The 22,204-nt window shown below is 56.6% G+C and carries 21 protein-coding genes and 1 pseudogene; 9 read left to right on the top strand and 13 right to left on the bottom strand.

Going from position 1 to position 22,204, the window contains the following annotated elements; all coding sequences use genetic code 11:
• Positions 1 to 26 precede the first annotated feature (26 nt).
• On the bottom strand, positions 27 to 2,456 hold the full coding sequence (hsdR, locus tag NWP14_RS25135; RefSeq protein WP_375216149.1) for an EcoAI/FtnUII family type I restriction enzme subunit R: 2,430 nt from the start codon (positions 2,454 to 2,456) through the stop codon (positions 27 to 29).
• Between the two features lie 862 nt (positions 2,457 to 3,318).
• Positions 3,319 to 4,731 carry a PLP-dependent aminotransferase family protein gene (locus NWP14_RS25130; protein WP_095104049.1) on the bottom strand — a complete coding sequence of 471 codons (1,413 nt, stop codon included), beginning with the start codon at positions 4,729 to 4,731 and terminating at the stop codon, positions 3,319 to 3,321.
• Between the two features lie 177 nt (positions 4,732 to 4,908).
• On the opposite strand from NWP14_RS25130, the gene NWP14_RS25125 reads away from it, so the two are divergent.
• The 4 genes from NWP14_RS25125 (at position 4,909) to NWP14_RS25110 (ending at position 8,112) form a co-directional block, all read left to right on the top strand.
• A complete protein-coding gene (locus NWP14_RS25125) occupies positions 4,909 to 5,073 on the top strand; it encodes a DUF1127 domain-containing protein (protein ID WP_095104047.1) in 165 nt (54 codons plus the stop codon).
• A 446-nt stretch (positions 5,074 to 5,519) separates the two neighbouring features.
• The gene (locus NWP14_RS25120) at positions 5,520 to 5,984 is read left to right on the top strand and encodes a MarR family transcriptional regulator (RefSeq protein ID WP_331834486.1); all 465 of its coding nucleotides are present in this window, start codon (positions 5,520 to 5,522) and stop codon (positions 5,982 to 5,984) included.
• A gap of 6 nt (positions 5,985 to 5,990) precedes the next feature.
• Positions 5,991 to 7,058, top strand: a complete 1,068-nt coding sequence (locus NWP14_RS25115; protein ID WP_375216148.1) for an HlyD family secretion protein — start codon at positions 5,991 to 5,993, stop codon at positions 7,056 to 7,058.
• The gene (locus tag NWP14_RS25110; RefSeq protein ID WP_346430455.1) at positions 7,048 to 8,112 is read left to right on the top strand and encodes a DUF2955 domain-containing protein; all 1,065 of its coding nucleotides are present in this window, start codon (positions 7,048 to 7,050) and stop codon (positions 8,110 to 8,112) included. Before NWP14_RS25115 ends, NWP14_RS25110 begins: the two co-directional genes overlap by 11 nt.
• A 2-nt stretch (positions 8,113 to 8,114) precedes the next feature.
• On the opposite strand, the gene NWP14_RS25105 is transcribed toward NWP14_RS25110, so the two are convergent.
• The 5 genes from NWP14_RS25105 to NWP14_RS25085 form a co-directional block, all read right to left on the bottom strand.
• Positions 8,115 to 8,363 (bottom strand): DUF3343 domain-containing protein, encoded by a 249-nt coding sequence (locus NWP14_RS25105; protein ID WP_375216147.1) that lies wholly within the window; start codon positions 8,361 to 8,363, stop codon positions 8,115 to 8,117.
• Positions 8,360 to 9,127 carry a putative 2-hydroxyacyl-CoA dehydratase activator YjiL gene (gene yjiL, locus NWP14_RS25100; protein WP_331834488.1) on the bottom strand — a complete coding sequence of 256 codons (768 nt, stop codon included), beginning with the start codon at positions 9,125 to 9,127 and terminating at the stop codon, positions 8,360 to 8,362. Before yjiL ends, NWP14_RS25105 begins: the two co-directional genes overlap by 4 nt.
• A 9-nt stretch (positions 9,128 to 9,136) precedes the next feature.
• Positions 9,137 to 10,288, bottom strand: coding sequence for a double-cubane-cluster-containing anaerobic reductase (locus NWP14_RS25095; protein ID WP_375216146.1), 1,152 nt, complete (start codon positions 10,286 to 10,288; stop codon positions 9,137 to 9,139).
• 109 nt (positions 10,289 to 10,397) lie between these two features.
• Positions 10,398 to 10,637 carry a DUF2164 domain-containing protein gene (locus NWP14_RS25090; protein ID WP_095104033.1) on the bottom strand — a complete coding sequence of 80 codons (240 nt, stop codon included), beginning with the start codon at positions 10,635 to 10,637 and terminating at the stop codon, positions 10,398 to 10,400.
• A gap of 38 nt (positions 10,638 to 10,675) precedes the next feature.
• Positions 10,676 to 11,602 carry a LysR family transcriptional regulator gene (locus tag NWP14_RS25085; RefSeq protein WP_331834490.1) on the bottom strand — a complete coding sequence of 309 codons (927 nt, stop codon included), beginning with the start codon at positions 11,600 to 11,602 and terminating at the stop codon, positions 10,676 to 10,678.
• A gap of 223 nt (positions 11,603 to 11,825) precedes the next feature.
• On the opposite strand from NWP14_RS25085, the gene NWP14_RS25080 reads away from it, so the two are divergent.
• Together NWP14_RS25080 and metC are read left to right on the top strand one after the other, a co-directional pair.
• Complete coding sequence (locus NWP14_RS25080; protein WP_331834491.1) at positions 11,826 to 13,058, top strand: dicarboxylate/amino acid:cation symporter; 1,233 nt, start codon at positions 11,826 to 11,828, stop codon at positions 13,056 to 13,058.
• A 37-nt stretch (positions 13,059 to 13,095) separates the two neighbouring features.
• Entirely contained in the window at positions 13,096 to 14,286 is a 1,191-nt protein-coding gene (gene metC, locus NWP14_RS25075; RefSeq protein WP_346430452.1) for a cystathionine beta-lyase, read from the top strand.
• Positions 14,287 to 14,327: 41 nt separating this feature from the next.
• Here the strand turns inward: metC and NWP14_RS25070 are convergent, their stop codons facing one another.
• Genes NWP14_RS25070 through NWP14_RS25060 form a run of 3 tightly spaced genes read right to left on the bottom strand, consistent with a single transcriptional unit; the run spans position 14,328 to position 17,128 of the window.
• Positions 14,328 to 15,611 (bottom strand): DUF445 domain-containing protein, encoded by a 1,284-nt coding sequence (locus NWP14_RS25070; protein WP_095104025.1) that lies wholly within the window; start codon positions 15,609 to 15,611, stop codon positions 14,328 to 14,330.
• Positions 15,604 to 16,266 carry a LysE family translocator gene (locus NWP14_RS25065; RefSeq protein WP_095104023.1) on the bottom strand — a complete coding sequence of 221 codons (663 nt, stop codon included), beginning with the start codon at positions 16,264 to 16,266 and terminating at the stop codon, positions 15,604 to 15,606. The genes NWP14_RS25070 and NWP14_RS25065 overlap by 8 nt, the downstream gene beginning before the upstream one ends.
• Before the next feature lie 46 nt (positions 16,267 to 16,312).
• On the bottom strand, positions 16,313 to 17,128 hold the full coding sequence (locus NWP14_RS25060) for an AraC family transcriptional regulator (RefSeq protein ID WP_375216145.1): 816 nt from the start codon (positions 17,126 to 17,128) through the stop codon (positions 16,313 to 16,315).
• A gap of 216 nt (positions 17,129 to 17,344) precedes the next feature.
• Here NWP14_RS25060 and NWP14_RS25055 point away from each other — a divergent pair, with 216 nt between their 5' ends.
• Positions 17,345 to 18,274: an Rpn family recombination-promoting nuclease/putative transposase gene (locus NWP14_RS25055; protein WP_346430451.1), complete on the top strand. Its 930-nt coding sequence runs from the start codon at positions 17,345 to 17,347 to the stop codon at positions 18,272 to 18,274.
• A gap of 212 nt (positions 18,275 to 18,486) precedes the next feature.
• On the top strand, positions 18,487 to 19,857 hold the full coding sequence (locus tag NWP14_RS25050; RefSeq protein ID WP_095104017.1) for an NAD-dependent succinate-semialdehyde dehydrogenase: 1,371 nt from the start codon (positions 18,487 to 18,489) through the stop codon (positions 19,855 to 19,857).
• Between the two features lie 62 nt (positions 19,858 to 19,919).
• On the opposite strand, the gene NWP14_RS25045 is transcribed toward NWP14_RS25050, so the two are convergent.
• Positions 19,920 to 20,465: a YfaZ family outer membrane protein gene (locus NWP14_RS25045; RefSeq protein ID WP_032689621.1), complete on the bottom strand. Its 546-nt coding sequence runs from the start codon at positions 20,463 to 20,465 to the stop codon at positions 19,920 to 19,922.
• 321 nt (positions 20,466 to 20,786) lie between these two features.
• Here NWP14_RS25045 and NWP14_RS25040 point away from each other — a divergent pair.
• Positions 20,787 to 20,897: pseudogene (locus NWP14_RS25040) on the top strand (type VI secretion system tube protein Hcp); the annotation flags it as partial.
• A 48-nt stretch (positions 20,898 to 20,945) separates the two neighbouring features.
• Here NWP14_RS25040 and yjiA read toward each other — a convergent pair.
• Both yjiA and NWP14_RS25030 read right to left on the bottom strand, forming a co-directional pair.
• Positions 20,946 to 21,902: a GTPase gene (gene yjiA, locus NWP14_RS25035; protein WP_159237574.1), complete on the bottom strand. Its 957-nt coding sequence runs from the start codon at positions 21,900 to 21,902 to the stop codon at positions 20,946 to 20,948.
• 11 nt (positions 21,903 to 21,913) lie between these two features.
• On the bottom strand, positions 21,914 to 22,117 hold the full coding sequence (locus NWP14_RS25030; protein ID WP_095104015.1) for a YbdD/YjiX family protein: 204 nt from the start codon (positions 22,115 to 22,117) through the stop codon (positions 21,914 to 21,916).
• Positions 22,118 to 22,204: the final 87 nt, after the last annotated feature.

Below are 22,204 nucleotides of genomic sequence, written 5' to 3'. Positions count from 1 at the left end.
CAGCAGAAGGCACAAAAGGGGAGTGGTTACGCGGAGCGGGGCGGTAAGTGGTAGATTTCGCTCTCCAGCTCGCTGATGGCCTGATTATACCCGTTACGGTCGCCGAAACCGCTTTTAATGATCTCCGGCAGCGTACCCATGCTGTCGAACGGCTTGAGCTTCAGCACCTGAATACTCTCTATTTCCTGCACGCCCGCGTCGGCGTATTTATCCAGCAGCGTATTCAGCACCGCCTGCGCGGCGTCGGAGTATTTGGTGAAGTAGTTGCGCTTACGCACGTTCTCCGCCCGCTCTTTGCGGGTTAACGGTGGCTGACCATACACCACGTGGCACAGCATGTCGAACGGGTCGAGCTCTTTACCGACCTCTTCCGCCAGCACTTCCCAGATAATTCCCTGCTGTTCCAGTTCCTTGATGATGGCCTGTTTGCGCTCGGCGCCCTGCCATTTGCGGGTGAAATCATCCAGCGAGGCGTACTCTTTGAGCAGCGTTTTACGGGTGTAGTCTTTGAAGGATTCGGTGACCAGCTTGCCGTCGGCGTCGTAATACTGCACGCGCTGGGCGATAACGCCGACGGCCACGCCGTTGACGTGGAACTTACGCACCTTGTTCTCGTCCTCTTCCGGCAACGGACCGACATCGTCTGAACCGGTGACGGTATACGGCGCGGGATCTTCATCGGCACCGATAACATCGTCTTCGGCCTCTTCATCATGCTCTTCTAACTGTTCTTCGAAATCAGAATCCGGGTCGGCGATATCCTCCGGCGTGGTCTCCATCACCTTTTCCGGGATGCCGTCAAAGCGCTCATCGGCGAACAGTTCGGTGGCCTTTTTGAAATCGAGGATGGTGAACCACAGCTTGCCATAGCGTTCATCGATTCGGGTGCCACGGCCGATGATCTGCTTGAATTTGGTCATCGACTGAATGTTTTGGTCCAGCACTACCAGTTTGCAGGTTTTGGCATCCACGCCGGTGGTCATCAGCTCGGAGGTGGTGGCGATAACCGGATAGGCCTTTTTAGGGTTAATAAAGTTATCCAACTGGGCTTTGCCGATGTCGTCATCGCCGGTGATTTTCATCACGTACTTGTCGTTCTTTTTCACCTGTTCCGGGTTGAGATTGACCAGCGCACGGCGCATCCGCTCCGCGTGATCGATGTCGTTACAGAAGATGATGGTTTTATCCATCTGGTTGGTTCGCCTGAGGTAATCCGTGATGGTTTTCGCCACCAGTTCGGTGCGCTCATCAATCACCATCGTGCGGTCAAAATCTTTCTGGTTGTAGATACGGTCGTCGATCAGCTCGCCGTTTTTATCCGCCTGGCCTTTGGTCGGACGCCAGCCCTGAAGATCGACGTCGATATCGACGCGCACCACTTTATACGGGGCGAGGAAGCCGTCTTCGATACCTTCTTTAAGCGAATAGATATACACCGGATCACCGAAATAATCGGTGCTGGATACTTCATGAGTCTCTTTCGGCGTGGCGGTTAAACCAACCTGCGTGGCGGCGCTGAAGTAGTCGAGGATTTCGCGCCAGGCGCTGTCTTCCGAGGCGCTGCCGCGATGGCATTCGTCGATCACAATCAGATCAAAGAAATCCGGCGCCACTTGTTTAAAGGCTTTTTGATCTTCTTCCGGGCCGGTGATGGCCTGGTATAGTGCGAGGTGGATTTCAAATGCCGGATCGATAGTGCGCCCGGTGACTTTGGTCATCGCCGCGCCAAACGGCAGGAAGTCGTTATTTTTGGTCTGATCGACCAGAATGTTGCGATCGGCGAGGAACAGGATCCGCTTCTTACTTTTGGCTTTCCATAAGCGCCAGATAATCTGGAAAGCGGTGTAGGTTTTCCCCGTCCCGGTAGCCATCACCAGCAGAACGCGGTTTTGCCCGGCAGAGACGGCTTCAATGGTTTTATTGACGGCCTGTAGCTGGTAATAACGCGGCGATTTACCGCTGCCGTCGTCGTAGTAGTCCTGGGTAATCACCGGGAGTTGGGCTGCGGTGTAGCCTTTCCAGACGCAGAGCTTGTGCCAGAGTTCATCTGGCGACGGAAACTCGTCCAGGGTAATGTGTTTTTCGAGCAGCTCGCCTTCGGCTGCCGTGGCATCGCGGAAAATAAAACCGTCGCCGTTGGTGGCGAAGACGAAAGGAACGTCCAGCAGGCGCGCGTACTCGATGCCCTGCTGCATCCCCTTGCCGATTTCGTGCTTGTTGGCTTTGGCTTCAATGACTGCCAGCGGAATGCCCGGCTTGTGATACAAAACGATATCGGCGGATTTCACCGTTCTACGCGCAGCAACCTTACCGCGCACGATGACTTTGCCGTCCCGGAGTTTGACTTCTTGTCTGATTTGCGTTGTGTCGTTCCAGCCAGCATCGAGGATGGCGGGCATAACGCGTTTGGTGATGATGTCTGCTTCCGTCAGGGTACTCAGGTTCAGGTCGGCCATAGTGCTCTCTTTACGTGAACAGGAACTTTCTGATTTTACATAATTATCAATACCGGGAGAAGGTATTTATACACGCGTTCAAGAATAAGTTTTTGTTGATTTCATTAATGTGTAATGGATTGGTTTTTAAATGATAAGATAATTCGCAAAATTCTTTTTTGTTTACTATTTCATTTCCGTCTACTAATCTTATTTGACTGGATGAATAATAAGAAATGCTTATTGATAAAAGTAGGATGACTGCACTGACTGGTTTTTTGTAGTATATCGATAAGTAATGAAATGATGGGGCTATTAATAATCTGTATGTAAGTATAAGAGCAAGCGCTGCCAGTATAAAGCCTATGGTTAGATCAATATTTCCAGATGGTTTGTTAAAATCTCCGGTAAGGAAAATCCTGTTGATTGCGATGCAAAATAAGAAGAAAACTAATATATTGATAACCGCGTAGGTTTGAACTACTTGAAAGAAATAAACACTATGCCACACTTTTTTTTAATCTGGTTACTGTAGACATACACAGCCAGAAAAAAATACCAAATTTTATTGGTTGAATTAATAAAAGAACATACCAGTAAAGTTGATTAAATATTAATTTAAAGCTAGCTATGGGGGATACTTTTATTGAAAGGAAACTGAATGCTGTTATCAAGGAGCCTACAATTAGTATCGACTTGAAAAGATTAGCGCCAGAGTTTACCAGTGGAGAATATTCATGAGTGCCATCATATATCTCCGGGTGTTTAATGAATATATACATTTCTGAGAGGAAATCATATCCTGGTATAATACTTAATGCATTTATCAGGAATGACTTTAGGTTATTGGGCATATATTTTTCCAATTAGTTGAAATAAAAACTCACTCCATCGCCACCTTCACCGCATCCCCCAGCTTCACCATCACCTCCCGGTGCTTGTCGATCGGCGGCAGGGCGCAGTTGATCCTTAAGCAGTTGCGGTATTTCCCCGAGGCTGAAAACAGCGAGCCCGGCGCGACCTGGATTTTCAGGCGGCACAGCTGCTTCGCGACGCAGACCATATCGACGTGCTCGGGGAGCTCGACCCACAGCATATAGCCGCCCTTCGGCCGGGTAACGCAGATGCCGCAGGGGAAGTATTCCCGCAGCCAGCAGGTGTAAATTTCCATATTGCGCTGGTAGATCTGCCGCATCCGCCGCACGTGGCGGTGGTAGTGGCCTTCGCGAATAAATACCGACGCCGCCAGCTGCGTGGAGGGAACGTTGGTCCCGCTGGCGGCATATTTCATCTGCAGCAGGCGGTCGTAGTAGCGGCCTGGCGCGATCCAGCCGATGCGCAGGCCCGGCGCGATAGTTTTGGTAAACGAGCTGCAGAGCATCACCCGGCCGTCGATATCCCACGAATGAATGGTGCGCGGGCGCGGGTAGTCGGTGGCCAGCTCGCCGTAAATATCATCTTCGAAAATGACGATATCGTGGCGCTGGGCAAGAGTCAGCACCGCGCGTTTGCGGGCGTCAGGCATGATAAAGCCCTGCGGATTGTTGCAGTTCGGCACCAGGATAACGCCCTTGATCGGCCACTGCTCCAGCGCCAGCTCCAGGGCTTCTACGCTGATCCCGCTGTCCGGATCGGTGGGGATCTCGATGGCCTTCAGCCCCAAACCGCGCAGCAGCTGCATGGTGCCATAATAGGACGGGGATTCGACGGCGACGATATCGCCGGGTTGGCACACCGACAGCAGCGCCAGCGATAGAGCGCTGTGGCAGCCGCTGGTGATGATCAGGTCATCGGCGGTGACCACCGAGCCGCCGTCGAGCATCAGGCGGGCGATTTGTTCACGCAGCTCGCGGCGCCCGGCCAGCTCGTCGTAGTTCAGCACCTCGCTGAGATTATGCTGGATCACCCGGCTCAGCTCGCGCCAGATGGGCTTCAGGCTCGGCTGGGTGACGTCAGGCGAGCCGCCGCCGAAGGGGATAATGCTTTTATCATTGCGCGCGTCGAGCATGGTCAGCACCTGATCCCACTGGGTGATTTCCACCGGGCGCTGCACCGGGCGCGACATCGGCGGTACCGGCGGCTGGGCTTTACGCGGGGCGACAAAGTAGCCGGAACGCGGCTGGGGGACGATCATCTGCTGCTGTTCCAGCGTCTGATAGGCCTGCTGCACGGTGCTGATGCTTACTCCGTGCTCCTGACTCAGGCTGCGAACCGAAGGCAGCTTCTCCCCGTGGCGATACAGCCCTTGCTCAATACGCTCCGCCAGCAGGCTGGCCAGATGTTGGTAACGCGTCATGCTGTATCCCTTATTGTCGCCATACAGATGGATAAACCAGTACAGATGGGCGGGGAAAATCCCACGCAGATACTGTTTTAGCCAATCTGTATGTTAAAGAAAAGGGTTTTTTGAATCTGTATTGTTCACCCTCGGATCCGCGAAGATAAAGCCTCTGGCAAGGTGAGGAGGTGGAGTATGGAATTTCATGAGAACCGGGTTAGGCAGCCGTTTATTGGTTTCGTATTGGCAGGCAGAGCGTTCAAAAAATGGTGGCTGCGGAGGCAAACGCGGCGGGTTTTGCAGCGAATGAGCGACGAACAGCTGAAAGATGTCGGGCTGCGGCGGGATCAGATAAATTAAAAAATGCGCTTTTCCCCGGACTGCGGCATAAACGTTCTGTTCGGGCTCCCGGCCTGCACCTCCGCAGGCTGCGAGTCGTGCCCGTTCGGGCCAGCAGTTCGCCAGGCCCGGCGCGACCGGGTAGCTGGCGTCCCTCGGGATTATTACATTCACCGTATTTATCAATTAATGCTTCTTCATCCTTCGTTTCTTGATAGTTATCATGATAAGTATTATTTTCCTCACAGCCAGGCCACCAGGGCTATTTTGCCTGTCATTTTGAACCTGGGCAGCGCTCGACAAAATACGAAAGTCTTTTGAACGCCCTTCAGCGCGGCCCGGAGGGTGAGCGTAGCGAGTCAATCCTCACGTACTATCTGTACGTTCCGGTTTCTCCGCGCTGTCCGCGTTCAAACTGCCCGCGCCGATAACGCCTGGTGGGATAGGTTCTACATGAGGAAAGAAAGATGACCGAAGACGAACTGTTTGCCCGCCGTCCGATGGGGATGCGGATGGCGATGGTGGTACGCCAGTGGCGCGCGACGATCGACGCCGCCATCAACGATACCGGTATGACCCAGTCAAGCTGGACGGTGCTGATGCAGCTGCATCAGCTGGGGGACAACGTCTCGGTTAGCGAACTGGCGGAGGTGCAGGGTATTGAACTGCCGCCGCTGATGCGCACCCTCACTCAGCTGGAAAAGCAGGGCTATCTGCTGCGTTCCACATCGCCATATGACAAACGCATACGCCTGCTGACGCTGACGGCGGAAGGCCTGTCGAAACTGGAGGAGCTGAACCGCGTGATTGAAACTTATCAAACCCGCGTCACCCGGACCATCCCGGAAGCAGAGCTCGCCACCTTCAGCGCCACCTTAAATCAAATCGCCTGCAATTTGCGGACAATCCGCGAAGAAGATAACAAGATCTAAAAAACTATGATGACGCCAGAACAAAAATTTGCCCGCTGGGTAAGGGTGAGTATTGCCGCTTTCCTGGCGATCTTCGCCTGGTTTATCGTTGCCGATATCTGGATCCCGCTCACGCCGGACTCCACGGTGATGCGCGTGGTGACGCCGGTATCGCCGCGCGTTTCCGGCTATGTCGCACAGGTCTATGTGCACAACAACAGCCAGGTGAAGAAAGGGGATCTGCTCTACGAGCTGGACCCGACGCCGTTTACCAATAAAGTGCAGGCGGCGCAAATCGCCTTTGAGCAGGCGAAGCTGAGCAACCAGCAGCTGGACGCGCAGATCGCCGCCGCTCGCGCTAACCTGCGCACGGCGCAGTTCACCGCCCGTAACGACAAAGTCACTCTCGATCGCTATCAGCGCCTGAGCGCGATGCAGAACGTCTCGCAGTCGGATCTGGATAAGGTGCGCACCACCTGGCAGACCAGCGAGCAGTCGGTCAGCGCGCTCAACGCCAGCATCCAGAATCTGCTGATCCAGCGCGGGGAGCGCGATGATGCGCGTAACGTCACGCTGCAAAAATACCGCAACGCCCTGGAAGAGGCGCAGCTGAACCTCGCCTGGAGCCGGATCTATGCCGAAACCGACGGCATGGTCAGCAACCTCCAGCTTAGCCCCGGCCTGTATGCCACCGCCGCCACGCCGCTGCTGGCGCTGGTGAGCAACCATACGGATATCGTTGCCGATTTTCGCGAAAAGAGCCTGCGCCATACCGGCGTGAACACCGACGCCGCGGTGGTCTTTGATGCGCTGCCGGGTAAAGTTTATCCGGCGCACGTCACCAGCAGCGACGCCGGGATTTTGGCCGGCCAGGAGCAGGTAAACGGCCAGCTGTCGCAGCCGGAGCAGTCCACGCGCTGGGTGCGTGACGCCCAGCGGATGCGCATTCACGTCGCGCTTGATGAGCCGCTGGACAGACCGCTGCCGACCGGCGCCCGCGCCACGGTACAGCTGTACAACAGCGACGGTCCGTTTGCCCGCACCTTTGCCGGCGTGCAGATCCATCTGGTGAGCCTGCTGCACTATGTCTATTAATACGCTGGCCCGGGTTTTTACGCCGCACGACAATATTGTCTATACGGCGAATGATTTTCGCCAGACGCTGCGCATCGCCGTCGCCGGGACTATCGCCCTGAGCATTTCGACCTTCTACGACGTGCAGTACGGGGTCTTCTTTGTGGTCTATCCGCTGATGCTGCTGTCGCTGGTGCCGGTGTTTAACCGCCACGTCGCGCGGCAGTTTCTGTTCAGTGCGGCGGTAAACTGCGTTGAAATGGTGCTGATCGTCGGCTATCTGTCGCAGTGGCCGGTGATTATGACGCTGGTGGTCTTCGGCCTCTACGTGATGCGTTTTCGCTTTATGAGTCAGGGGCCGCTGTTTCTGCTGGGCTCGATGGGGGTGGTCTGTCAAAGCACGATGCTCAACTTTATGAGCTATCCCACCAGCAACTGGCATACGCTGATGTTTTCCAATCTCGAAGCCTGCGTGATGGCGGTGGCCCTCAGCGCGCTGCTGAACTATCTGATCCCGGACGTTGAGCCGCGCCGGCCGCCGCCGCGGATTGAGAAGGATGCCGCCCGCATTCGCCATGAATCGCTGCTTTCCGGCACCGTCGCGACAATGATTTTCGTGGTTTTCCAGATCTGCGATCTGAGCGATTCCCTGTCAGCGCTGATGGCCGGGATCCTGATCCTCTTCCCGATGCACTACCGCGGCGCGGTGATCAGCTCCATCTGGCGCGTGGTGGGCGTGGTGCTGGCCTGTCTCTATATTCTGGTGGTGCAGCTGCTTATTTATGATTTCAGCAACCATATGGTGCTGATGATGCCGCTGATTGCGCTCGGCCTGGCCTTTAGCGCGCGCCTCCACGTGATGGAGAAAGTGGGGGCCGGCGTGGGCTTCGCCAGCATCACCACCATCGGCATTATGTTTGGTCAGAACCTGCATCCGGATCAGGATCTGATCTTCAGCGATCTGTACCGTATTAGCTCGGTCACCATCGCGCTTATCGTCACGCTGACGCTGGTGTTTCTCGTCCACCGCATCCTGAACTGCTTTGCGCCGACGCGGTTCGTTATTACAGAATAGGATCAGGCCGGAAAGGTGGCGATACAGCGCCACTCTTCGGCAACGTAGCGATAAATCGCCTCCGTGGCGCCGGGAATAACCCACCGCTGCTCCTCTCCCGGCAGGCAGCTGAGATAGATGCACAGGCCGCAGCCGCCGCGCAGCTGGCGCGGAATATCTTTCACCTGGCAGGCGATCCCCGCCGCCTGCAGGGCCTTGCGGGTACGCACGACGCCCGGCGTCGAGTGAAATAAAAACAGATACTCCGTCATTCGCGGCGCCTCTGGCGCAGGCCAATCAGCGCCGCGCCAACCGCGCCGGCAAACTGGGCATCAGGATGGGTGTGCACCGCGATCCCTGCGTGGCCTTCGAGCATGCGCGCAAAGGCCGTACAGCGGCTGACGCCGCCGGTAAACAGCAGCGGCCCCTGGGCTGAAAGGCGGGCGATAAAGTTGGCGCTGCGGCGGGCCATGGCGTTGATCACGCCGGCCAGAATCGCTTCCGGCGCGACGCCCGCCGAGCGCAGGCTAATCACTTCGGATTCGGCAAATACCGTGCACATACTGGTGATTGCATGCGGTTCGACGCCTTCGGTGATGCTATCCAGCTCCCCGACGCTGGCGCCGAGGGTGCGCGAGATAACCTCCAGAAAGCGCCCGGTTCCCGCCGCGCATTTATCGTTCATCAGGAAGTCGGTGAGATTGCCGTCGTCGTCGAGCTGGATAACCTTGCTATCCTGACCGCCAATATCGATAACCATGCGGGTGGCGGGCGCCAGAAGACGCGCGCCGAGACCGTGGCAGGAGATCTCCGTCACCTGCTTATCGGCAAAATCCACCAGCTGGCGGCCGTAGCCGGTTAAGGTTAAAAATGGCCGCTCGGCAAGGCCGGCGCTGAGGGTTTGCCACGCCTCGTTGATGGCGTCGGCGGGGCGAAAGGGCGTCGGGCAGAGAAAACGTCGCTGGATAACGCCCTCTTTCAGCAGGATGCCTTTCGTGGCGGTGGAGCCGGAATCAATGCCTACCGTAAAAGTCACGCGCGCTCCTTACAGCATTTCAATAAAGGCCGCGACGCGGGTGCTGAGCTGGCCGATGTCCGCCGTCGAATAGTCGGTCTCAATCGCGATATAGGGGAGGTTATGCCGCTGGCGAACATGGCGCTTAATCGCCATTGATTCAACCGCATAGGTATGACAGGCCTGCAGGATGACATCCACCACGCCGTCGGCCTGATACTCGTCAACCATCTGGCTAAGCAGGACTAAGCGCTGGTCGTTTGGCGAGATGCACGAGCAGCCGATGGCGAGATACTTATCGGTCAGCGCATCGTAGACGTCGCCCGTCTCCTCCACGCAGCGCTCGGTCGCCTTGGCGCCGGTGCAGTTTTCAAAGCCCACCACCCAGCCGCCGTTCTCTTCAATGGCGCGCACGACTTTTTCCGCCGCGCCGCCAATCGGGCAGCCGGTGATCAGAATGCGCGGGCGAGCCGCCAGCCGCTGGCCATCCTGCCACTGCTGGCGCACGCGATCGGCCATCGCGTTGAGCTCGTCGCTTAGCGCGGCTTTATCAAAGCGGAAGGTCGCGCCGTACACCACTTTCAGGATATCGCTGCCGCTGAGCGCGGGAGGATTGAGCTGCCCGACGCGATAGAAGTTCGCCAGCGCCCGCCGCTCGCGGTTCTTGAGGCGAACGGCGTCGCGCAGCGCGGCTTCGGTGATTTTGTGGCCAAAGCGGGCTTCGATCACCCGCTGCAGGCGCAGGATCTCGGTTTTCCACAGCGCGCGGGAAGCATCGTCGCTGGCGCTGTTCGGCAGCTGCATCACGTGAACCGGCTTGAATTCGGCCATGTATTCATACATTTTCTTTTTGCCGTCGCAGGTGGTTTCACCCACCACCAGGTCGGAAAAATAGAAGTAGGGGCATTTATCCGTTTTGCCAAACCCGTAGCTGCTTTTAATGAGCGGGCAGAGGTTGCGCGGCAGGTCTTTTTCCGCCTCTTCGATGGTTTCATCGGAGGTTGAACACAGCGAGACGACCACCGCGCCTGCCGCCATCGGGATCTCCTGCGGCATAAAGGTGCAGTAGGTTCCGACCAGGGGGATATTTTGCTCTTTCAGGTCCATCACCGTGAGAAAGCCCTTCTGGCGGGCCTCGGAGAACTGGTCAAAAATGGCGGGTAGATCGGTAATCAGCGACATGGTTTTCCTTCCCCGTACACGGGAGATAATGAAAGAGCCCGCATTATAACCATGTTAATAGTGTGTGTTTATTGATCTCCCGCCGATAGCGACATATTGCGGGGCGCAATCAGAACACTTTCTTCGCATCCATCTCTTCCTGGATCCGCTCGCTGTAGGCCACGTGGGTGCGAATAGCTTCCTCAATCCCGGCGTTATAAAACAGGGGCCCCAGCTGTTCGGCGATAAAATCAACGAAGAACTCGGCATCGAACTGCTCAAGCTCAAGGTCAAAATTTCTTTCGCAGTAGGTACATAGCTTTTCGCGAAGCTGCTCGCGCTCGCCGGGGGTCAGGTTAATTTCAGCCATTTTTACTCCTTAAAAAGTGCTCTGGATTGACGGCAAACTCAGCTGGGGATCCAGCTATCCCAGGCCGGTAACGGGCCTAACTCTGCCACCAGAAAGTCGATAAACGATCGTACCTTAGGATTGCTGTATTTGCTGGGAAAATAGAGCGCATATAGCGCATGCGTTTCACAGGCGATCGTGCCGTCGAGGATCAGCGGCGTGATCTCTTCTTTGCGAATATGATCGCCGATTAAATAGGTGGGCAGATAGGCCACGCCCTGATCCTCTAATACCGATTTCAACAGCACCAGGCTGCTGTTGGCCTGGATGGGCATATGCAGCTTCAGCTGATGCAGACGGTCCTGCTCGTCTGCGACCCTGATCGCCGGCGTCAGACCGGGATAGACCAGGCAGTCGTGATTCACCAGATCGCTGCGCCGCACGGGCATGCCCTTTTTAGCGAGATATCCCGGTGAAGCGCAGTATGCCCAGCGAATCGATACCAGTTTGCGCATCGCGTAGTTTTGCGGCGGCGCGGCGGAAATACGCAGCGCGATATCGAAATCGGTTTCATTCAGGTTAACGAAATTATCGTTTAAATCGATATAAAGATTCACGTCCGGGTACTGATTGCGATATTTATCCACCAGGTTGACCAATCGGGAGTAGCCAAAGGCAATTGAGCAGGTAATGCGTAATTCACCCTGCGGGCTGTGATAATAGCCTGAGGTGGTATTTAGGGTGTCATCAAACTCTTTTAGTAATTTATTGGCGCGATTAAATAGATATTGCCCGGCATCGGTCAGGGTAATACTGCGGGTGGTGCGCTTAATTAAGGTTGTACCCAGCGTATCCTCCATCGCGGCGAGGCTTTTACTGACCGCTGAGGGTGAGACGTTGAGCTGGGCTGCGGCTTCCGATAATCCCCCGCAGTCGACGATTTTGATAAAAAACTCCAGATGTTTTAATGAAACTGGCGCGCTCATTGTTTCCTTTAATTCACAAGTGATTTGCAAAAACGGTACGAATGGGCCGTTACATTCGCATTTGAAACATGCAACTATTGAATCACAGGAAATTACTTGCTGGCAAAATGAAATAATAACAACTTAGTGAGTTGCGTCACAAAATAAAATGAGACGCGGCCAGAAGTCATCGAATTGTGAATTTTATCTCATTTAATATAATTTTAATTAAAAGGTACCCATTATGTGGTCACGACTCGAACCCTACAAATCCTCTCTTGTTTTATTAAGCGCGCTGGCGATTGGCGGCCTGGCCGGTATTTATGCCCCGGGCTTCGCCAGTACGCTGCAGCCAATCGGACAGATATTTCTCAACCTGTTATTTATGATTATCGTTCCGCTGGTGGGAATCAGCGTGATGTCGTCTATCGCCAGAATGACTGACCTGAAAAGGCTGGGGCGTATTATGGCGATTATCTTTATTGTTTCGATCGCTATGGCCTTTATTCCGGCCGCCGGCATCGTCGCCCTCGCATTATGGTTCAATCCGGCGCAGGGCGTGACTATCGATCTCTCGCAGTCGGTGCAGGCGGGCAGCGGCAAGATGGATTTTGTCAGCATGATCACCACCAGCGATTTTATCGGGCTGTTCTCTAAGTCCAATATTCTGGCGCTGATCGTGATGGCCATTATCGCCGGGATCGCCATTGGGCAATCGGAACTGGCGGGCAAACGCATAGCCTCGCTGCTGGAAGATGCCAATACCGTGATCATGAAGATCGTCTCGATCGTGATGAAAGTCGCCCCGCTTGGCCTTGGCTGCTACTTCGCCGCAACGATGGCCAGCCAGGACTCCGCGCTGCTGCTGACTTTTGCCCGCGCCATTGGCCTGTTTATGGTCGCCACGCTGGTCTACTTCATCTTCGGCTCCATTCTCTATTCCTGGATCGGCGGCGGCATGCCGGCGGTGAAGGCCTTCTGGCGCCATGCGGTAGAGCCGTCGGCCACCGCGCTGGGGACCTGCTCCTCGCTCGGGACGCTGCCGGTGACGCTGCGGGCGGGTAAGGCGATGGGGATTAACCCGGAAATCGTCGATGTTTCCATTCCGCTGCTGGTCAACCTGAATAAAGGCGGCGTGGCGATGATTGCCGCGCTGAAGATCGTTTTTATCTATTCGGTGCTGGGTATGGAGTTCACCACCGAGACCTTTTTCCTGACGATGCTGATCGCCGTGCTCTCCGCCATCATCGTTGGCGGCGTACCGGGCGGCGCGTTCCTTGGGGAAATCTTTATCGTCACCACCCTCGGTCTGCCGATGGAGGCGATCCCGATGCTGGTGGTGCTGGGCACCATCACCGACGCCCCGGCCACGCTGATAAACGTGATTCATGACTTGAACGCGGCGCAGATTGTGGAGCGATTCGCCGGAAAAAAGCAGGGGCATGCTGAACTGAAGCCTGGGGCCGCAACCGTATAAATTTTCGCATCGATAAAAGGATGTTACAGGAGAGGTTATGAAAAATTCACTCAAGCTCGAAACGCAGTTAATCATCGCCGGACGTGACAAATGCTACACCCAGGGGGCGGTCAACCCGGTGATCCAGCGCGCTTCGTCGCTGGTGTTTGAGACGGTGAAGGATAAAAAATTCGCCACCGCCAATCGCGCCAACGGCGAGCTGTTCTACGGTCGTCGCGGGACCTACACCCATTTTGCTTTTCAGCAGGCGATGAGCGAACTGGAGGGTGGAGCGGGCTGTGCGCTCTATCCTTGCGGCGCGGCGGCGGTAACCAACGCGATTCTGGCCTTTGTCGAAAGCGGGGACCATATCCTGATGACCGGCGCGGCCTATGAGCCGACGCAGGATTTTTGCAATAAGATCCTCAGCAAATTCAAGGTAGAGACCACGTATTACGATCCGCTGATTGGCGCCGGTATTGTCGGGCTGCTTCGCCCGGAAACCAAAGTGGTATTCCTCGAATCCCCCAGCTCGATCACTATGGAAGTGCAGGACGTTCCCGGGATGGTGAAGGCGATCCGCGCCGTGAATCCGCAGATCGTCATCATGATCGACAACACCTGGGCGGCGGGCGTGCTGTTTAAGGCGCTGGATTACGGGGTGGATATCTCCGTTCAGGCGGGGACTAAATACACCATCGGCCATTCGGACGCCATGCTGGGCACGGCGGTGTCTAACGCCCGCTGCTGGGATCGTCTGCGGGAGAACTCCTATCTGATGGGGCAGACGCTGGATGCCGATACCGCTTATAACGGCAGCCGCGGGCTGCGTACGCTGGCGGTTCGTCTGAAACAGCACGAAGAGAGCAGTATTCACATTGCCCGCTGGCTGTCGGCAAGGCCGGAGGTGGCGCGGGTGAACCATCCGGCCTTAGCGGAATGCCCGGGGCATGAGTATTTTCAGCGCGATTTTTCGGGCAGCTCCGGTCTGTTCTCCTTCGTGCTGAAAAAGCGCCTGACGGATGAGCTGCTGGCGGCATTTCTCGATAACTTCTCGTTGTTCCACATGGCCTACTCGTGGGGCGGGTTTGAGTCGCTGATTCTGGCGAATCAGCCCGAGGAGCTGAACGGCATTCGCCCCGCCGGCAAGGTTGATTTCAGCGGGACGCTGGTCAGGGTGCATATCGGGCTGGAAGATGTCGGCGATTTAATTGCCGATCTGGAGGCCGGCTTTACCCGGATAGGCTAACCGCAGGGCCCCGCCGCAAGCGCGGGGCCGCTGTCTGCGGCCTAATGTAAAAACAGCGACGGGATCTGCGAGAGCAGCCACAGCAGCAGGCCGATAGTGCCCCCGACCAGCGTACCGTTAATACGGATAAACTGCAGATCCTTACCGATATTCAGCTCGATCTGCCGCGACATATCGCGGGAGTCCCAGCTCTTCACCGTATCGCTAATATGACGGGTCAGGAAGTTGGCAAACTCCGGAGCCACCCGGTGCGCCGCCTGCTCCAGATGCTCATTCAGCGACTCGCGAAGGGCTTCATCGTGGACCAGCGTTTCCCCAAACCACTGCCCGGCCTCGGCGATCCGCTGCTTAATCCGAGAATCGTCGCTGTTAACGTCATTTTTAATCCATCCGCGCAGGTCAGCCCACACCTCGCCAAGATAGCGGTTAAACGTCTCGTCGTTTTTCAGATATGCCTTCATGTTGTCCGCTTTTTCCGCCATCAGCGGATCGGTTTTCAGGCTATCGATCAGCTTTTGCGCCGCGCGATCGAAGGCCTGGCGGATCTGATGGGTGCGATCCTGGCTCACCTCGTCAAGAAGCGTATTGACCGCATCGGTGACCATTTCGGCGCTGTGTTCGCCCAGCCATTCGGTGGGGAGAATTTTGGCCTTGAGCGGATGCTCGGTCTCCAGCCAGCGGATGATGCCGCGGGCAATAAAGGCGCGGGAACTGTCGCGCTGCAGCAGGGCGATAAGCTGGCTGATAAGAGAATCCAGCAGCTTTTGGTGTCGGTTATCGCGGGTTAATCCTTCGAGCATCATGGCGCTGGTTTGCGTCAGGTCGACCTTATCGATGGCTTTGTGCACCGCGCGGCGCAGCAGGCGCTGAATGCGCGCATCGTCGGTGAGTTCGAGGAAGCCGCTCATCACCTGCAGCAGATGCTGGCCCACCCGCCGGGCGTTCGCCGGCTGGCTAAACCAGTTGCCGAGCATCAGCGCCGGTTCGTAGCGGCGGATCAGCGCGACCAGCGAGGGGGTATCGAGAAATTTTTCCTGCACGAAATAGCCGAGATTGTCGGCAATTCGATCCTTATTACGCGGGATAATCGCCGTATGCCGGGAGACAAACGGCAGCGGTATGCGGCGAAACAGCGCCACCACCGCAAACCAATCCGCCAGCGCGCCGACCATCGCCGCTTCGGAGATAGCCTTCAGCGCGCTGACCCACGGCGTCGGTGGCAGCAGCAGGGTAGTGACAAAAATCGCGGCCGCCACGAGCAGCAGCGACAGGGCCAGCAGTTTGGCCCGTTTTAGTTCAGCAAGTTTTTCCATAGCCTTAAGCATATAACCTGACGGCTAACTCATGCAAAAACTGCCAGATAATCCAGCCGCCAAAGCCCATCAGTATCGCGCCCGCCGCCCGTTCAACCCGCCAGATGACGGCGCCGAGGCGGCGCTGCACCTGCGGCAGGGCGATCAGCGATACCAGCAGTAAATCCCACAGCAGCACGACGCTGGTCATCCAGACTCCGCAGGTTATCTGCTGGGCGAGGGTCACCTGCGGGCCAAGCAGGGTGGTCATCAGCGCGAGATAAAACAGGGCATTTTTGGGATTAAGCAGCGCCGAAGCCAGCCCCAGCAGCAGCTGTCTGGCAAGCGAAGGCCGCCGGGCCGCAGCCGCCTCCAGGGTGAACGTGCCGGGCCGGCTCCGCCACAGCTGGCTGCCGAGCCACAGCAGCCAGGCCGCTCCCAGCAGCGCGATCGCGCTAAACAGCAGCGGGGCGTGGCGCACCATGCTCCAGCCGACGATGGCGATCGCAATATACAGCCCGTTGCCCAGCGCAATGCCAACGCACAGGCCGGCGCTACCGCGCAGGCGATAGCGAATGGCGTAACCCATCAGGAGAAAGAAATCTGGCCCGGGACTGAGCAGGGCAACGAAGTGGGAGAGCGCCAGCGCGGGAAACGCGGCCGGGAAAAGCGCAGTAAACATGTCCATAGTGACCTCGGAATTAATCTGAGATCACCCTACGTCAGGCCGGGCGCTAATTATTGTCTGATATTGATCGACCAAGGGCGTACTGGCGCGGCGTGGCGGCGGTGTAGCTGACGAAGGTTTTATGGAAGTGGCTCTGATCGGCAAACCCGGCCTGATAGCCGACGTCGGCTATCTCATCCCCGGCGCGCAGGCGGCGCCTGGCGTACTCGATCCGCGCCATGTTGATAAAGCTGGTCGGCGTCAGGCCGGTGTCCTGCTTAAAGGTGCGAATCAGGGTCTCTTTGCGCAGCGCAAATTCGTCGGCCAGCGTATCCAGAGAAAGCGGTACCGGCAGGCTCGCCGTCACTCTGTCGAGCAGCCGTGCGCTGCTGCTATGAAGGATTTCCGGCGGCGTCGGGCATAGCGGCAGCTCCCGCAGCAGCCGCGCGATTGCCGTGGGCAGCTCGGCGATCCGCTGCTGCTGCGTAAGCTGAACAATATGCTGATATTGAAGGAAAAGATCGGCGCTGCGAAGCATCGGCTGCGGCGCGGCAAGCCGCACGGCGCCGGAAAGGGCAGGAAGCTGCGCCAGGCACCAGTCAACGTCGAGATAGAGCATATGATAGCTGCGCGGCCGTCCCGAGAGGGGATTACAGCTGTGCGGCGCGCCGGGCGGGATCGCTATCAGGTCGCCGGGGCGCAGCAGGTACTCCCGTCCGTTGCAGATGCAGCGCGTTTCACCTGCAATAATTGCCCCCAGAGAAAGCTGCGGGTGGCTGTGGCGCTTATACGCCTGGCGGCTGCGCCAGGTGCTGCGCAGCTCCAGCCAGGGGAGCGTTGCGTCGCGCCAGAAGGTTTGTGGGATATCGCGCGTGTGGTTCACGAAAGCTCCTGCGGCGAAGGGATTAAGAATTTATAGCACGCCCGCTGACGCCTGTCTCCGGGGGCGTTCTGCGAGCGGGCAGGCAAAAAATTGTCGTTATTACCGCCGGATAAAAATATCTTCCGTCCCGGCGCGCAAAGAGATAAGCGGCGGCGTGTGCGCTGGGCTACCGGCGGGTAGAGTCGTTTTAGTGTCCCTCCGCGCAGGCCATTTACCATGCATAAAGGCTCAACGTCGACGCCGCATGATGCGGTTTTCAAAAAGTTTCTCCGGCATACGGATACCGCGCGAGATTTTTTGGATATCCATCTGCCGTCCTCGCTACGCCAGCTTTGCGACCTGGAGACGCTACGGCTTGAATCCGCAAGTTTTATTGAGGAGGACCTACGCGCCTGCTACTCCGATGTGCTTTGGTCGCTAAAAACCACCGCCGGCGAGGGCTATATTTACGTCGTTATTGAGCACCAAAGCTCGCCGGATGCCCATATGGCCTTCAGGCTGATGCGCTATGCCATTGCGGCGATGCAGCGTCATCTGGATGCCGGACATAAACGCCTGCCGCTGGTGGTACCCATGCTGTTCTATCACGGTATCGCCACGCCTTACCCTTATTCGTTGTGCTGGCTGGATGGCTTTACCCACCCGGCTCATGCCCGCGGATTATATGCGACCGCTTTTCCGCTGGTGGATATTACGGCGATCCCGGATGATGAGATCGTCCAGCACCGGCGCGTAGCGTTGCTGGAGTTCATGCAAAAGCATATCCGCCAGCGCGATTTGACGGGGCTGGTTGAGCAGCTAATTGTCATTTTGGTTAAGGAATATACTAATGACGGCCAGCTAAAAACGTTGTTTAATTACCTGGTATATTCCGGCGATGCCCCCCGTTTTGGCAGGTTTATTCGTGAGCTTGCCCGGCGGGCGCCGCAGCATCATAAGGAGGGGCTGATGACTATTGCGGAAAGACTCCAGGAAGTTGGGCGTAGAAAAGGTAAGCTTGAAGGGCGCCGCGAAGGCCAGATTGCGGGCCAGCGAGCCGAAGGGCTGCGTATTGCCCGTACGATGCTGGCGGACGGCATCGCTCTGGAGACGGTGCTGCGAATTACCGGTCTGTCAGAAGAGGATATTACCGCCGCTAAGCGTTGATTGTGTCGCCACATGGCCTTATCAGGCGGCCTGGCCGCTATTATTTATTTCCTCGTTAAGCCTGTTCCCCGCCGGATATCGTCTGACGATCTCCGGCCGGAATCCTCCGTAAATACCTAACTTTACCTTCATGTCCAGCCAGCTCTACTAACCTTAATGTCCTGAGCGGTATTTATGACTGCATTAATGACGATACTAAGGAGACATGCGACATGGCCTATCAGACGGTGAATCCTGCAAATAATCGGCTTATTAAAGAGTACGCCCCGCACAGCGATGCCGACGTGGAGGCGGCGCTGCAGCAGGCGGATGCGCTTTACCACTCCGCATGGTCGAAGGGCGATATTGCCCGGCGCCTGCCGATCCTGCACAAGCTGGCGGATCTTATCGATAGCCGGACTGAGGAGCTGGCGAAAATTGCCAGCCAGGAGATGGGTAAGCTTATTGCGCAAAGCCGCGGTGAGGTGAAGCTCTGCGCGCAGATCGCCCGCTATTACGCCGATAACGCCGAGCGGTTCCTGGCTCCGGTGAAGTATCCGTCCGAGCTCGGCGAGGCGTGGGTTGAACACCATCCGATCGGCGTGCTGATGGCGGTGGAGCCGTGGAACTTCCCCTATTACCAGCTGATGCGCGTTCTGGCGCCAAACCTGGCGGCGGGGAATCCGGTGCTTGCCAAGCATGCCAGCATCGTTCCGCACTGCGCGGAAACCTTTGCCCATCTGGTGCGTGAGGCCGGCGCGCCGGAGGGGGCGTGGACCAATCTGTTTATCTCCCAGGATCAGGTGGCGAAGATTATTGCCGACGATCGCGTGCGGGGAGTGGCGCTGACCGGCTCGGAAAAAGCGGGGGGCGTCGTCGCAGCGCAGGCGGCGAAGCACATCAAGAAATCGACCCTCGAGCTGGGCGGCAACGATGTCTTTGTGGTGCTGGATGATGCCAGCCTCGACAAGGCGGTGAAGACTGGCGTGCAGGCGCGGCTCAACAACGCCGGTCAGGTTTGTACCGCGGCGAAGCGTTTTATCCTGCATGAGAAAATCGCCGAGCGCTTCCTGAGCCTGTTTACCGAGGCGTTCCGTCAGGTGAAGATCGGCGATCCGCTGGATGAGAGCACCACGCTGGGGCCGCTCTCCTCCAAAGATGCGCTCGGGACGCTGACTAAACAGGTCGATGAGGCGGTGAAGCATGGCGCCAGGCTGCATCTTGGCGGCAAGCCGGCGCAGTGCGAGGGCAACTATTTTGCCCCGACCATTCTGACCGGCATCACCCGCGATAACCCGGCGTACTTTGAAGAGTTCTTCGGCCCGGTGGCGCAAATTTATGTGGTCAAGGACGACGATGAAGCTGTCAGCCTGGCGAACGATTCGCACTATGGGCTCGGCGGGGCGATATTCAGCCAGGATACCGAGCGGGCGAAACGGATGGCATCAAGAATTGAGACCGGGATGGTCTATATTAACTGGCTGACCGATACCGCACCGGAGCTGCCGTTTGGCGGCGTGAAGCGTTCCGGTTTTGGCCGCGAGCTGGCGGATCTGGGGATTAGAGAATTTGTGAACCAGAAGCTGGTGGTGATTCGCCGGTAAGCTCAGAACGCTAAAAGAAAAAACCTGCCGCCCGGCAGGTTTTTTTACTGTTATCGACGTTGTCAGAAGGTGACCCCACCGCCAATATAGGCGCCGTCAATCAGGGTGTGGTTCGGACGACCGTCTTTCCCGTCGACGCTCACGTGACGGTAACCTACTTTCAGCGTCACCGGAGTAATCGGAGTCCAGCTCACGCCGCCGTTGGCTTCAACGTAGTTTTTCACGCTATTGTTCAGGCCTTCGGGCGCGGCATAACCTTCGCCGAATACGTGGATGCTGTCGGTCAGCGCAACGTTAACGCCGCCGCCGATTGGGAACGCCACGCCGTTATCGCCTTTTTTCGGCCCAAGGTAGATGGCTTTCGCGCCGGCATTCAGCATCACCGGGCCAACTTCCAGGTTATAACCCGCGCCAACGCCGCCGGTCTGGGTGCCGTCGTCGGTATTTTTGAGCCAGTTGCTTTCGGCATAAAGACCGGAGGAGGATTTACCCAGTTCCATATTGAGGTTGGTAAAGTTTTTCCCCTGCTCGACGGTAAAGCCCATCGCCATTGCGGAGCCGGAAACCGCGGTCAGCGCAGAAAGGATAAGGATATTGAGCTTTTTCATGTTTTATGCCTCGTCATCAAATTAATCTGAGGACACCCTAACAGGTGATATTTACGACTGCAAATTTGATATGGGTCGAGGTTTTATGCCGGAACTGTTATTAAAACGCTCTTTTGATGTTGTGAATTGGTTACCTTGTCGCAGCGTCAATGATTAACGTTTTGCCGTTTAGGGTAAGTTTAATTTTTTGCCTAAACAGCAATTGAACGGGGCGGGAGATATCGATTGGGGCTGAACTAATTCGCTTTCTAATAATTTCCGAAAATGTTTCTACAGTAACAAGCAAAAACTTAAATTTACATTTTTGTGATTAAAAATGACTCTAATACCTTAAGAGAAACGCTCGAACTGCGCTATGAGGCGATCGTCTGGAAGTACACCGAAGGAAACGTTATCTATCGTGATACATGGAATGAACGATATAGCGCCTGATGCCTTCGCTTTATCCCTCTTCCACGGGAAGAGGGCTCCTGCGAACCGTTACTTCCGCAATCCGGCAAACGCCGCCCGAATCTCCTCTTCCGGCAGGTTAATGCCGATAAACACCAGCGTGCTGTGCGGCTGGTCGTCGCCCCACGGGCGGTCCCAGTCGGCGCTGTACAGGCGCTGGACGCCCTGGAACAGCAGGCGGTTAGGCTCGCCGTCAATCCACAGCATCCCTTTGTAGCGCATCAGCTGCTCGGCGAATGAGAGCAGCAGGTTTTCCATAACCCGCGACACCTCGCTGATATCGACCGGGTAGTCCAGCTCCACCACAATCGACGAAACGTCGTTTTGCTGGTCGGCAATAAAATGGAAGCGCGGCTTAGCACTTACCACCCGCTCCTCCAGCATAAAGCCGCCGGTATTAAACAGCTGGCTCAGGTCGATATCGCCGTGGGTGACGGCGTAAATCGGCGCCCGGGCGTTGATGCGCACCAGCCGTTCGCGCAGCGCCTCGCTGCTGCCCGCGACGTCAGTTTTGGTCAGCAGAATACGGTCGGCGTAACCCACCTGCGACTGGGCGATGGTGAACTGGTTCATCTGCTGGTCGGCGTGGACCGCATCAACCAGCGCAATCACCCCATCCAGCAGGTAGCGTTCGCAGAGGATCTCATGGGAGAAAAAGGTCTGAATAATCGGACCGGGATCGGCCATGCCGGTGCACTCAATCACCAGCCGGTCGAAGGCAATCTCACCGCGATCGCGGCTGTCGAGCAGGTCGAGCAGAGCATCTTCCAGCTCGTTGGAACGGGTGCAGCAGATGCAGCCGTTGGTCAGGGTTTTGATCTGGGTGGCGCGATCGCCAATCAGCTGGTCATCAACGGAGACTTCACCAAATTCGTTTTCGATCACCGCGATTTTAAAGCCGTGCTGCGCATTGAGAATGTGCCGCAGCAGGGTGGTTTTGCCTGCGCCAAGAAAACCGGTCAGCAGGGTAACTGCAATCGGTGTCATGCGTGCCTCCATTAACAGCAGCGTACGCCGCCTTCGCCGCTCCCGCCGTAGCGCGCTTCCTGGCGCTCGCGGAAGAATTCGTTGTAGGTCATATACGGTTTATCCGGATGGTTGGTCTGCATATGTTCGACGTAATTGTCGTAGTCCGGAATGCCAATCAGCATCTTCGCCGCCTGACCCAGGTACTTTTTAGCCTGACCTAAGTTACCAAACATTGCTCGTTCCAGATATGTGTTGAGCCCGTCGAGCGGGCTATTTTAATGCCGGGTTGCGTCATTTACGGAAAAGCCCCGCCGAAGCGG

Source organism: Klebsiella sp. C349492, from assembly GCF_042055345.1.
GTDB lineage: Bacteria > Pseudomonadota > Gammaproteobacteria > Enterobacterales > Enterobacteriaceae > Klebsiella > Klebsiella scottii.
The sequence above is the reverse complement of the archived record's forward strand: the minus strand, read 5'-3'. Positions and strand labels throughout refer to the sequence as shown.